Raw genomic sequence first — 12335 nt, 5'->3', positions numbered from 1 at the left:
ATTTAAAAGGGCCATCATTGACCCTTAGATATCGATAACATGTTCGAGTTCAATGTGAACGAGTGTACCATTCACAGGTGTAAACTTGGTTTTCTTGATGATTTTCATCACTTTTTTTAAGTGTTTTGGTTCGATGACTTTGGTGTTTTGAAGAAAACCAGGTACACCGGTTGTCATCTTATCGATTTTAGCCATCAACTCATGAAAAGGAATGATTTTTTGATCAAAACCGATTCGTAAATAGACATAATCGATGTGGGGTGGAAATAACGTAACTGTATTTTCACGCCATTCAATGGAAAAATGTACTTTTTGATCTTCATCTAAAACAACGAAGTAGTTGGGCACATAAATATCTAACTCTTTATAATAACGATGTAAGTCATATTGTTCATCGACGTATTTTAAACAATCATTGAGTTTTTGATCATTGAATGTGTGGTAATCCTTTAATTGATAACCATACTTCTCTTTATAAGCTTTACGAACGATATCGAATACTTTTTCGACGACTTCCATTTTAAATGGTAACACATCTTCAAACATATCGTGGTAAATTGCAAAATTGAACTCCTTACAAAGACGTTCAACGATATTAAAGACTTTCTTCGCACCATAAAAAGGCGTCATTAGAGGCATTTCTAGCCTGAAATTGACGTCTAAGAATTGTGGATCTAACTTATAAATGTCAGTGACAGTAGATTTCCTAGAAATCACAAAATCCGCTTTGGTCTTTAAGATGGGGTGACGATACTCCATGCGAACTTCGCTAGAGGATTCTGAAACTTCTCCCAACTGTGCTTCTTGGACATCATCGAAAAAGGATAAAATGCGTTCATAGTCAAAAGCTCTACTTTTTTCTTTAAAAAAATGAAGCACAAATACGTTCATATAAACACATCCTTACTCAATTATATTATCATAAATAGCGGTTACATTCAATTGCTTTTGGTTTTCTAAGATTTGAAGTAAATCATTGTGTGTTCGATTTTCAAATAATGGGGTTATGGATAGATATCCTGTTCTAAATGCGGTTACGTCGCTGTTATCATCCTCATTGGTGTCAATCAATTCATATACGGTTTCATATAAATTTTCACCAACTTGGTTAAACCTCGCAGCGTGATGGTGCTTACCTTGAGTGGTCCACTTAACCCCCAAGAACATTTCAAATTTTGAACTTGGATAATTGATGTTTAGAATATACTCTTTTCCGAGTACGTTGTTTTCTAATAAGTATTTAACCAGTTTATATATTGATTTTTCAGCCATGTGTAAACTCTTTTTGGGACCAGATACAGCAATGGCTGGAATTCCCAAAATTAAGGCTTCTGTTGCAGCGGCAACTGTACCAGAATAAAGCACATCAGATCCGACGTTTAAACCACTATTCACACCACTGACACATAGGTCAAAATCAACACCTAATAAACCCACTGCAATTCGTGTACAATCTGCTGGCTTACCCAAGACGGATAAAGCCTTAGTAGCGCCATAAAGATTCCCATAGTCTTTGACTTTTAAAGGTTCATTAATGGTAATGCCGTGGCCCTGACCGCTTTGATGCGTTTCAGGAGCCACAACATAAATATTACCAAGAGGTGCGAGTTGCTTCGCTAAGACTTCGATACCTGGTTCTAAGATACCGTCGTCATTCACAATTAAGATATTCATATTATTCGCCTTTCAATACAGCTGCACAGCGTGGACAAACGTGTTGTTCATCGACCTTAGCGACGATATTCCAGCAGCGTTCACACTTATGACCTTCTGCAACAAAGGTTTCGACATTGAGGCTTTCGCCGAGGTGTAGTTCAATGGATGAAACCATCAATACTTGAGTGAGTGACACATTTAAGGATTCAATGTGATTACGCATGTCTTTAGGTAAGGTTACTTTAACACCAGCTTCTAATGATTTACCGATGACTTTGTTCTTACGCATGTCTTCTAATTGTTTTAGGAGTTCATCACGGAGCCTCATGAAATCTTCAAAGGCTGCATCTAAATGACGATCTGAATAAGTGTTAACTTCAGGCATTTTTTCTAGATATACATCATCTAGGTGTTCAAACGGTAAAGCCCAATAAGCTTCTGAAGTTGTATGAGGTAAAATTGGATTTAATACTTTAAGTAGTGTCATCAATTGTTCATATAAAACAGTTTGGACACTTCTTCTTAGCAACCCTTTTTGGGATTCAACATATAAAATGTCTTTGGTGTAGTCTAAGTAGAATGCAGATAAGTCATTGATCATATAGTTATTGACTTGTCTGTAAACCACATCAAAACGGAATTGATCAAAGGATTCATAGACACCTTGTTTTAAATCTTCAAGTTTATGTAACATGACCTTATCGAGTGAACCTAATTGATTGTATGGCACTAAATCCGTAGATGGATTGAAGTCGAAAAGATTGGATAATAAGAATTTGAATGTGTTACGAATCTTACGGTAGGATTCACTGACTTGTTTCATCAATTGATCGCCGATACGGACGTCGGAAGCATATTCAACAGAGGATACCCATAATCTTAGGATATCTGCACCCATTTCAGATGTTATTTTTAGTGGGTCGGTAGTATTACCTAACGACTTACTCATAGCACGGCCATCTTTATCTAGTACGAAACCGTGCGATACAACTGCTTTATATGGTGCTTTACCATAAAGTGCTACACCTGTGATGAGTGAGGAGTTGAACCAACCACGGTATTGGTCAGAACCTTCTAGATAAAGGTCTGCCGGGTAAGATAAGCCTCTACGTGCTAATAGTTTATGGGAAGACCCAGAGTCAAACCAAACATCCATGATGTCAGTTTCTTTTTTAAAGATACCATTTGGTGAACCTGGATGCGTAAAGCCTTTTGGCAATAAGTCCTTGACATCTAAATCTAACCAAGCATTGGTACCTTTTTCTTCAACGATGGTTGCGACATGATTGATGACCGCTTGGTCAAGAATCGCTTCACCATTTTCAGCATAGAATACTGGAATTGGTACACCCCAAGCACGTTGACGAGAGATACACCAGTCATTGCGGTCTTTAATCATATTATGAATACGAAGTTCGCCCCATTTTTGGATCCAATTGGTATGTTTGATTTCTTCTAAGAGGGGTTGTTTTAATAAATCAATCGAAGCAAACCATTGTGGGGTTGCTCTAAAAATGATTGGCTTCTTTGTACGCCAGTCATGTGGATAGCTGTGTTTAAAGTAAGAAACATGGAGCAAGTTCCCCATATTTTGGAGTTTTTCAATGATGAGTGGATTGGCTTTTTCATAATAGATCCCTTCAAATTCAAGGGCTTCTTTAGTAAACATCCCACGGTCATCCACAGGTACTAAGATATCTAGATTGTATTTTTTACCAACGTTATAGTCGTCTTCACCATGACCTGGTGCGGTATGAACTAATCCAGTACCATCGGTATCGGTGACGTGTTCACCTAAGATAACTGGGCAAATACGGCCATTTAATGGGTGGGTATACTTAACAAACTCAAGGTCAGTACCTGGGAAAGTATCTACTACAATAGGGTTTTCGAACTTAAGTACGGAACTTACTTTTTCGAGTAATGATTTCGCAACAATATATTGAGTCCCCTGGTTTTGTACAACAACATAAGTTAAAGTTGGGTTCGCAGAAATCGCTAGGTTTGCAGGTAAAGTCCAAGGAGTTGTTGTCCAAATAATCAATTTTTGGCCTTTACGTGGGCCTTCTACGACTTCAAAAGCCACATAAATCGATGGACTGGTGACTTCTTCGTATTCAATTTCTGCTTCTGCTAGTGCAGATTCTGAACTTGGTGACCAGTAGACTGGTTTTAATCCTTTATAAATGAGACCTTTAGCTGCCATCGCTCCAAAAACACGAAGTTGATCCGCTTCAAAGGATGGGTTTAAAGTGATATATGGATTGTCCCATTCGCCTAAGATGCCTAAACGTTTGAATTGAACTTTCTGCATTTTGACTTGTTCTAATGCGTAATCATGACAGAGTCTTCTAAAATCAGATACCGTCATTTCTTTACGATTAACACCTTTTTTGGTGAGTGCTTGTTCAATTGGCAAACCGTGTGTATCCCAACCTGGAATATAAGGTGCATAAAAACCCTTCATGGTTTTATAACGAAGGACAAAGTCTTTTAAGATTTTGTTTAAGGCATGCCCAATATGGATTGCACCATTGGCATAAGGTGGCCCATCGTGTAATACGAATGGGGTATTGCCTTCATTTTGTTTTAATACGCGGTTGTATAAATCCATAGATTCCCATTTAGATTGGAATTCTACTTCTCTAACCCCTAAGTTCCCACGCATTTCAAAACTGGTTTGGGGTAGTAATAGTGTATCTTTAAGTTCCACGGTCAATCCTCCTATAAAAATAAAAAAGTCCCTAGATGAAATCTAAGGACGACAGTGTCGCGGTACCACCTTAGTTCTAACTTAAAAACAGTTAGCCCTCTTACACTTTAACGCAGTGTCTACAGTTGCTCTATGGTGATCCTATGGAGTGATTTGCTTAGGCTTTCACCAATCCCTAAGTCGCTTCTTACATCTCTAGTTCCATATGCTGTCCATTGTTATCGCAACAATTCACATTTGATTCTAATTTTTTGACTTTTGGACGTGCCCATGTCATCTGTAAGGATGATACGACCAAATCCTCTAACCGATATTATATCATAAGGTTTTACTAAAACAGTATATTTTTGTACTGGAAAGTAGTTAATTTTGACTTTTTCTTGATCAATCATCGTTTTAACGTCCTCACGATGGATGTTAAATGCTTTACTCACAAGATTATCAATCCTTAGACTATCTAAAAACAAGGTTATGGCTTCATTTTTCTGTTTACTGTCAGTTGGAATACCACTAACCTCTTCAAAGTAAATGAAGTCTTGTTTGATTTGATGTAAGTCTGTAAAAATCTGTTTAAGTTCAGCAACTACTTGAATGTATATATCCTTTTCAGTAATGTGAATATCACCAAAGGTATCTCGTTCTAATCCTAGATGCATGAGTGCACCTAAGACATCACGATGTGATATTAGAGGGTCTACATAAGTTGATTTTAAAGTGATGATCTTAAAATCGACCTCTTTTGGTTCTTCTGTAACATAAACCCTTGCATATTCGTGGTTAGAATCGGATTCATAAATATGAAAACCTTTAAACATCGATTTGACCAAATCACGCTCAGGCGGGTTTAAAAACCGATACAAAAGGTCTTGATAATAGGCGTCACGTTGACTTTTTAAACGCCTGTAAAAATCAGTCTTTATATTCATCGATAAATTGTTTTAATGTCCCATCTTTAAACTCTTGTTGACGTGCAAATAAGAACACCTTCTTGTTAATTTGAATGATGTCGCCTTCTAGTGCAAACACCACGCCAGAAAGAAAGGCCATAATTTTATTCGCTGGGTCTGGTTGTAACTCCTCAAAATTGAGTACGAGTGGGTGACCATCCATGAGTTCGGTGGCTAATGAGGTGATATACGCATCTTCATCTGTGGACAAAGATTCAAAAATAACACGGTCGAACGCTGTAGAAAGCGATTCGCCTTGATAGTTTGGTAGGACACTTTCAGATTTCTTGGTTTTACTAAATAGGGCCATAAATTACCTCACAAAATGAATTTGCGGCCAATTCGTACGAAATTGGTACCGACAGCAAGGGCGATTGGATAATCGTCTGTCATGCCCATCGAAACGTACGGTAAATTGGTTTGTTCTTTCAAAGCTTTGAGTGTCTCAAAGACTGATTGAGTCTTTGTTAAATCCTGATCTACACCCATCGCCATGAAACCGACTATCTTTATTTTATCATATTTTTGGATTTCTAAAAGAAATTCTGGCAAATCCGGTATGGATAATCCAGTCTTATTTGGATCATTGACTACATTGAGTTCGATAAAACAAGAAAGCGGGGTATCTCGATACTTTTGGATTTCTTTAGCAAGTTTAAGTGAATCTAAACTATGTAAAAAATCAATTTCAGGCACGAGTTTTTTTACCTTGTTGGTTTGAAGGTGTCCGATGAAGTGCCAAGTGATTGGCAAATCTCTCAATAAAGCCTTTTTTTCTAATAAAACTTGAGCATGATTTTCACCAAAATGGTGTACACCAGCTTGAAATATTTCTCTCATCTCGAGCGCATTGACGTATTTAGAAGCACAAACCACCGTAACATCCGGATAGTTCATAACGGATTTTAAGATGGATTGTGTATTAAAAGTCAATTTAGACATTAAATTTGAATAACATGACATCCCCATCTTTGACGAGGTAGTCTTTGCCTTCTTGACGAACGCGTCCGGCTTCTTTAGCACCTGAGTATGAACCATACTTGACTAAGTCATCGAAAGCCACAGTTTCAGCTCGAATGAAACCACGTTCAAAATCGCTGTGAATAATACCGGCACATTGTGGTGCGGTCATGCCTTTTCTAAATGTCCAAGCTCTAGCTTCCATCGGACCAGCCGTGAAGTAGGTTTCTAAACCTAAGCGATGGTAAGTGGTACGGATTAACTGATCGAGTCCAGCTTCATGAAGGCCAAGTTCAGCCATAAACATTTCTTTTTCTTCATCGTCTAGTTGAGCGAGTTCGGATTCGATTTGTGCGGAGATGTAAACGACATCCGCCGATTCGTGGTTACCTTTTTCAACCAAACGTTGATAGACTGGATTAGTTTCAATAGTACGAATTTCGGTTTCTGAGACGTTCGCGATGTATATCATCGCTTTAGCAGAAAGGAAGTTATAGCTTTTAATAATTGCAAGTTCGCTATCGGACAAATCCATTAAACGAATCGGAATGTTATCTTCTAAGCTTTGCTTAATCTTACTTAATACTTCAAATTCTTCTTTCTCTTCTGGATTACCAGCTGTTTTCGCTTTTTTCTCAATTTTAGGGATACGTTTCATAACCGTATCATAGTCTGCAATATTGAGTTCAAGCTGAATAATATCAATGTCACGTAAAGGATCTACAGAACCTTCAACGTGGATGATATTATCGTCTTTAAACAAACGCACAACTTGACAAATCGTATCGACATCACGAATGTGACTTAAAAATTGGTTTCCAAGACCTTCACCTTTAGAAGCCCCTTTAACCAAACCAGCAATATCGATGAATTCGACTGTAGTTGGGACAATGCGTCCTGATTTATACATACCTGCAAGGACATCTAATCGTTTATCCTTTAAAGTAACAACCCCAATATTTGGGTCTATGGTCGCAAATGGATAGTTTGCAGCGAGGGCTGCACTTTTCGTGATTGCATTGAATAATGTGGATTTACCCACGTTGGGTAACCCAACAATACCTGCTCTTAACATAAATAATACTCCTTCATCAAAAAAGGCGCCAGGGCCCCTTTTCTGTTATTTTTTACTTTGTAGCCATGATGGCAATTTATTTGATTTCTTGACTTCTGCTTGAGGTTCGACCATCTGACTTTGTTTTTCAAATCCGGATGGTGTCAACTTCACTTGATCATTTGTAGTCTTTTTGAAGATTTGAGTTGCAAAATCATCAATAGTAGATTCCTTCGCTTTGAGCTCATATCCTGTCGCGATTACAGTGACAATCATTTCATCCTTTAAATCCTCATTTAAGGCAGTACCATAAATGACGTTTAACTCAAAATCAGTCGCATTACGAATTTCATCTAAGGCCTGTGAAACTTCGAATAGCGTGATGTTTGTACCAGAAGTGATATTGACAATTGCATCGGTTGCACCATCAATTGAGACTTCTAAAAGTTTCGAGTGAATGGCTTTACGAGCTGCTTCAATGGCCCTATTCTCACCAGAGGCGATCCCAATCCCCATTAATGCGGTACCTTTGTTTTCCATAACTGTACGTACGTCAGCAAAGTCAACGTTAATCAGACCAGGAACTGCAATGATTTCAGCAATCCCTTGAACCCCTTGTCTTAAGACATTATCGGCTTCACGGAACGCATCTAGCATTTGTGTATTCGGTTCAATAATGGATAATAAGCGTTCATTTGGAATGACGATCAACGTATCGACAAATTGCTTCAATTCTTCAAGACCGGATATTGCGGCTTGAGTACGTGCTGGGCCTTCAAATGCAAATGGTTTTGTAACAATACCAATCGTTAGACAACCCATTTCTTTCGCAAGTCTCGCGATGATTGGAGCTGCACCTGTCCCAGTTCCACCACCCATACCGGCAGTAATAAACACCATATCAGCATCGCTCAATACGGCTCTTATTTCATCCTCAGATTCCAACGCTGCACGTTTACCAACTTCTGGTTTAGCACCGGCACCTAATCCACGGGTTAAATGTTTTCCAATTTGTAGACGTTTCTCAGCACGGGATACTCTTAATACTTGGGCATCGGTATTCACAGCTACGAATTCTACACCTTTTACATCGTTTTCAATCATGCGGTTGACGGCATTACCACCACCGCCACCAACACCAATTACTTTGATGACTGGCTTCTGGTTGAAGTTATCATTTTCGCCAAATACCATAATATCCCTCCTAAAATTTTGTTATAAACAACCTAAGTTAATTTTACACTAATTGACTTATAATTAAAAGATATATAAAGCGATTTTAGCAGAACTCACTTTAAATACCCATATCGAGTAAAAAACTCTTTTTTGAAATCCAATAAACGGTCTTGTTTAATGGCTTCACGGATTTCTTTCATCAAATGCTTTAAAAATGCTAAATTTTGATAAGTCATGATACGCATGCCTAAGATTTCTTCAGCCTTAAATAAATGACGGATATAGCTTTTTGTATATTTTGAAAATGGGGTTATAAGGTTTGGATCTAAAGGTGTCATGTCCATCTCAAATTGCTTATTGCGAATTTGAATTTTGCCTTCAGTGGTAAATTTCGAGTCGGTAATACGCAGTCAAACATATCAACACCCCGAATAACTCCTTCAACGAGATCGTCAGGTGATCCTACACCCATTAAATAGCGTGGTTTATCCTTTGGCATAACTGGATTTAACAAATCAAGTATGCGATACATTTCTGATTTGGATTCACCAACTGATAGACCCCCAATGGAGTAGCCTGGAAAATCCATTTCAATGAGTTTTTGAGCGCTATGGAGCCTTAAATCATCGTAAAGTCCACCTTGAACAATACCGAACAGAGCTTGATCAGTGGTAAGGGCTTTTTTGCCTCTTTCTGCCCATCTAAGTGTTCTTTCAAGAGAATCCTTTGTATATTCATAACTTGCGTCGTGTGGTGGACATTCATCAAAACTCATGATAATGTCAGCTCCTAGTTTTTCTTGTATTTCAATCGCTTTTTCAGGAGATAAAAAGAGCGATTCACCACTTTTATGGTGTTTAAAATAAACACCTTCTTCTTTAATTTTACGCATATCAGTTAGTGAGAATACTTGGAATCCCCCACTGTCGGTCAATAACGCACCATCCCAGTTCATGAACCCACGGATGCCACCGTGTGCCTTGACGATGTCTTCACCAGGTTGTAGCCATAAGTGATAGGTATTCCCTAAGATTAACCCTTCTGAGACTTCTTTAATTTCCTCAGGTGTTAAGGTTTTAACGGTCGCGAGTGTGCCTACTGGCATAAAAAATGGGGTTTCAAATGTCCCATGAGGTGTATGCAATAAGCCATATCGTGCACCGGATTGTTTACATGTGTGTAATAATTCAAATCTAATTGCCATTTTGATTCCTCTTTCCATTGAAATTATACCACAGAAGTGTTATATTTGTTTATGGCTTCTGCCCGCAGTACTAGTTACCTGCGAAAACAAAACAAGGAGATAATTTCATATGTTTCATTTTACCTTAAAAGATTGGATTAGACAATCTTTGGTTGCGGCACTTTATGTCGTCCTCGTGTTACTATTCATCCCGATTAGCTTCGGTGAAATTCAGTTTCGCGTTGCTGAACTACTCTTGATTCTGGTATTCTTTGACAAAAAAGCGGTGGTCGGTCTTACCGTCGGAACTTTTGTTGCCAATTTGTACAGCCCAGGCGCACAATTACCATTTGATTTAACCCTAGGAGTACTCGCTACGTTCTTGAGCGTCTATTCGATGGTTCGCATCAAGAACAAGTACCTATCACTTTTAGCACCTACCTTATTTAACGGTGTCATTGTTGGTTTCATTTTATATCTCGTTTGGGATTTACCCTTATTTCTAACCATGGGTTATGTCGCAATCGGTGAGTTTGCAGTGACTTATATCGTGGGGATGCCCTTGTATCAGTTACTCGATAAACACACTGGATTCAAGTCATTATTTGAAGATTAAAGCGCTCATTTGAGCGCTTTTTTGTTATCTAAAACTCATATTTTGAGTATTTTTTCAACGATACCAGAAAAATTATCTTCAGCACCCCAGGCAAATCTAACCAACATACCCTGTGCAGCCCCAGTACTGATGCCATTAACTCTAATTTGATTACCTTTTTGGCTAATCATGATGGATAAACTTGCACGATTACTAGTGCGATAATAGAACTTTTCAAAAACCATCATCCGGACAGAGCCATCTTCGAAATCCGACTTAACATCGAGTCGACATTCACCAGTAATCGAACCATGAACTACAGCATTATAAATGACTTGACCTACGTTTTGAATATCACCAGTTCCGCTTAAACTAATCGTTGCCATAATGTTTCTCCTTATGAATTATTTGTTTATGCGCCGTCGCCATTGGAATATGATTAAAATGATCTATCTTTGTCAATGAATCGCTGTTCTTGCACTTACCGAAATAAACATCCATAGACCAAACAAGATGTGTAAACACATGCTTATAAGACTTTAAAGGTTCAGTATAATAGATTTCTATCCCTTGGTCCATCAAAGACTCGATGGCATAGGATAACCCATCTGATTCCACCTGTGGTAATAAATAGAGGCCTTTTAGTAAATTGTCCTCGACTTTTTGAACTAGATATTGATTGTTTTCGTCTTGAAGAATAAATGTAATGAAGTGTTTTTCTGTTTTTGCTTTCGCTTTTGCTTTGACAGGTAATACACTTTGAAGATTTTCTTTCTTGGCTACACACATTGCTGATACAGGACATAGATCGCATTTTGGATTATGCTTGGTACATAAAGTAGCACCTAATTCAATCATGGCTTGCGTGTACAAATGTGGTCGTTCATCTTCTAATAATGTATGATTCAAATCCGTTAACATTTTTTTAGAGGTGTTTAGCGTTATATCTTTTTTAAAGCCGAAATAGCGAGCCAAAACTCTGGATACATTCCCGTCAATTGCACTCCATTTTTGATGATATGCAATCGAAAGAATCGCACCGGCAGTGTATTCACCAATACCCGTTAGTTTGATTAAATCCTCATAACGATTTGGAAAAATGCCGTTGTAGTTTTCCAAGATATATTGAGCTGTTTTCTTCATATTACGAACTCGAGAATAATAACCTAAACCTTCCCATAGTTTCAATATGAGATCTTCTTCAGCGAAAGCTAGGTCCTTTAAAGTAGGTAAGGTTTCAATAAAACGATTGTAATACGGAATGACTGTTTGAGCCTGAGTCTGCTGTAACATGATTTCAGAGACCCAAATATAATAAGGGTTTTCAGTATGGCGCCAAGGTAAATCGCGTTTGTGGATTTCATACCACGCAATTAAACTATTTGAAAAATGACTCATCGATGTTTACTACCCGAATACCACAATGTGGAATCATATCTTCTATATTCGTAAATGTCCCCATTACAATACCATGACAGACCACTATCACTTTTTTATATTTTAAATACGGTTTTATGGCGTTATGTGTACGTTTTGATAATGTTTCATAGGATTCCCAAGGAAACTTCGTATTCGGGTTACGAATACCTTTATTTTGCATGAACTCAGGATAAGCTTCGTCTAAGTCGTTACGATCTGAAAAAGTAACATCAGGCATCCACTCGTGTAAGTCGTTTTCAACAGTGAGTGGAATCTGTGTGATTCTAGAAATGATTGCTGCGGTTTGAAGTGCGCGTGTATAAGGCGATGAAATGATATAGTCAGCATCCTTTAATATCGCTTCTTTTGCAACCGTTTCAGCTTGTAAAACACCTCGATCGGTTAGTTTTCCAAGGTCATAACCTTGGTTTTTGTAACCACGTTCGATAACCTCATCGTAACGAGGTTCTCCATGTCTAATAAAAATAAAAGTTGTCATATTAATCATGTAAGATTTAAATTGTATTAAGTTAGCACTTAAGATGAATTCAAACCTTTCCTCTTTCTTTCTAATTTAATATACTAATAATGTACTGTGGATTTGTTTCATACTAATACAGCTAGACTGTTTT

General features: G+C 37.9%; 12 protein-coding genes and 1 pseudogene. 1 reads left to right on the top strand and 12 read right to left on the bottom strand.

The annotated features are described in order from the left end of the window. Positions 1–24 precede the first annotated feature (24 nt). The 9 genes and pseudogenes from N7603_RS03990 to tgt all read right to left on the bottom strand — a co-directional run bounded on the left by N7603_RS03990 (position 25) and on the right by tgt (position 9728). A complete protein-coding gene (locus N7603_RS03990; RefSeq protein WP_262096060.1) occupies positions 25–891 on the bottom strand; it encodes a hypothetical protein in 867 nt (288 codons plus the stop codon). 12 nt (positions 892–903) lie between these two features. Beyond that, positions 904–1674, bottom strand: coding sequence for a 5'/3'-nucleotidase SurE (gene surE, locus N7603_RS03985; protein ID WP_262096059.1), 771 nt, complete (start codon positions 1672–1674; stop codon positions 904–906). 1 nt (position 1675) lies between these two features. Beyond that, on the bottom strand, positions 1676–4369 hold the full coding sequence (gene ileS, locus N7603_RS03980) for an isoleucine--tRNA ligase (RefSeq protein WP_262096058.1): 2694 nt from the start codon (positions 4367–4369) through the stop codon (positions 1676–1678). A gap of 218 nt (positions 4370–4587) precedes the next feature. Beyond that, positions 4588–5184 (bottom strand): YlmH/Sll1252 family protein, encoded by a 597-nt coding sequence (locus N7603_RS03975; protein ID WP_262096057.1) that lies wholly within the window; start codon positions 5182–5184, stop codon positions 4588–4590. A gap of 94 nt (positions 5185–5278) precedes the next feature. Further along, the gene (sepF, locus tag N7603_RS03970) at positions 5279–5626 is read right to left on the bottom strand and encodes a cell division protein SepF (RefSeq protein WP_262096056.1); all 348 of its coding nucleotides are present in this window, start codon (positions 5624–5626) and stop codon (positions 5279–5281) included. 8 nt (positions 5627–5634) lie between these two features. Further along, positions 5635–6279 (bottom strand): YggS family pyridoxal phosphate-dependent enzyme, encoded by a 645-nt coding sequence (locus N7603_RS03965; protein WP_262096055.1) that lies wholly within the window; start codon positions 6277–6279, stop codon positions 5635–5637. Further along, the gene (ychF, locus tag N7603_RS03960; RefSeq protein WP_262096054.1) at positions 6251–7351 is read right to left on the bottom strand and encodes a redox-regulated ATPase YchF; all 1101 of its coding nucleotides are present in this window, start codon (positions 7349–7351) and stop codon (positions 6251–6253) included. Before ychF ends, N7603_RS03965 begins: the two co-directional genes overlap by 29 nt. A 45-nt stretch (positions 7352–7396) precedes the next feature. Further along, the gene (gene ftsZ, locus N7603_RS03955; RefSeq protein WP_262096053.1) at positions 7397–8524 is read right to left on the bottom strand and encodes a cell division protein FtsZ; all 1128 of its coding nucleotides are present in this window, start codon (positions 8522–8524) and stop codon (positions 7397–7399) included. A gap of 95 nt (positions 8525–8619) precedes the next feature. After that, positions 8620–9728: pseudogene (gene tgt, locus N7603_RS03950) on the bottom strand (tRNA guanosine(34) transglycosylase Tgt). A gap of 91 nt (positions 9729–9819) precedes the next feature. Between tgt and N7603_RS03945 the strand changes: the two are divergent. Next, positions 9820–10305 carry a QueT transporter family protein gene (locus tag N7603_RS03945; protein ID WP_262096052.1) on the top strand — a complete coding sequence of 162 codons (486 nt, stop codon included), beginning with the start codon at positions 9820–9822 and terminating at the stop codon, positions 10303–10305. Between the two features lie 35 nt (positions 10306–10340). On the opposite strand, the gene N7603_RS03940 is transcribed toward N7603_RS03945, so the two are convergent. From N7603_RS03940 to N7603_RS03930, 3 genes are read right to left on the bottom strand one after another with little or no spacing between them, the layout of a single operon-like run. Beyond that, positions 10341–10670: a DUF6054 family protein gene (locus N7603_RS03940; RefSeq protein WP_262096051.1), complete on the bottom strand. Its 330-nt coding sequence runs from the start codon at positions 10668–10670 to the stop codon at positions 10341–10343. Then, on the bottom strand, positions 10657–11682 hold the full coding sequence (gene mutY / locus N7603_RS03935) for an A/G-specific adenine glycosylase (protein ID WP_262096050.1): 1026 nt from the start codon (positions 11680–11682) through the stop codon (positions 10657–10659). The genes N7603_RS03940 and mutY overlap by 14 nt, the downstream gene beginning before the upstream one ends. Next, complete coding sequence (locus N7603_RS03930; protein WP_262096049.1) at positions 11663–12202, bottom strand: histidine phosphatase family protein; 540 nt, start codon at positions 12200–12202, stop codon at positions 11663–11665. Before N7603_RS03930 ends, mutY begins: the two co-directional genes overlap by 20 nt. Positions 12203–12335 lie beyond the last annotated feature (133 nt).

The organism is Paracholeplasma vituli (assembly GCF_025446935.1).
Classification (GTDB): domain Bacteria; phylum Bacillota_I; class Bacilli_A; order Acholeplasmatales; family UBA5453; genus Paracholeplasma; species Paracholeplasma vituli.
This window is presented reverse-complemented; position numbering and strand designations above follow the sequence as displayed.

Bases quoted from the DNA above. Each gene is read 5' to 3' on its own strand.
- N7603_RS03990 (WP_262096060.1), bottom strand. From the start codon at position 891: ATGAACGTATTTGTGCTTCATTTTTTTAAAGAAAAAAGTAGAGCTTTT.
- surE (WP_262096059.1), bottom strand. From the start codon at position 1,674: ATGAATATCTTAATTGTGAATGACGACGGTATCTTAGAACCAGGTATC.
- N7603_RS03975 (WP_262096057.1), bottom strand. From the start codon at position 5,184: ATGTTTAAAGGTTTTCATATTTATGAATCCGATTCTAACCACGAATAT.
- sepF (WP_262096056.1), bottom strand. From the start codon at position 5,626: ATGGCCCTATTTAGTAAAACCAAGAAATCTGAAAGTGTCCTACCAAAC.
- N7603_RS03965 (WP_262096055.1), bottom strand. From the start codon at position 6,279: ATGTCATGTTATTCAAATTTAATGTCTAAATTGACTTTTAATACACAA.
- ychF (WP_262096054.1), bottom strand. From the start codon at position 7,351: ATGTTAAGAGCAGGTATTGTTGGGTTACCCAACGTGGGTAAATCCACA.
- ftsZ (WP_262096053.1), bottom strand. From the start codon at position 8,524: ATGGTATTTGGCGAAAATGATAACTTCAACCAGAAGCCAGTCATCAAA.
- N7603_RS03945 (WP_262096052.1), top strand. From the start codon at position 9,820: ATGTTTCATTTTACCTTAAAAGATTGGATTAGACAATCTTTGGTTGCG.
- N7603_RS03940 (WP_262096051.1), bottom strand. From the start codon at position 10,670: ATGGCAACGATTAGTTTAAGCGGAACTGGTGATATTCAAAACGTAGGT.
- mutY (WP_262096050.1), bottom strand. From the start codon at position 11,682: ATGAGTCATTTTTCAAATAGTTTAATTGCGTGGTATGAAATCCACAAA.
- N7603_RS03930 (WP_262096049.1), bottom strand. From the start codon at position 12,202: ATGACAACTTTTATTTTTATTAGACATGGAGAACCTCGTTACGATGAG.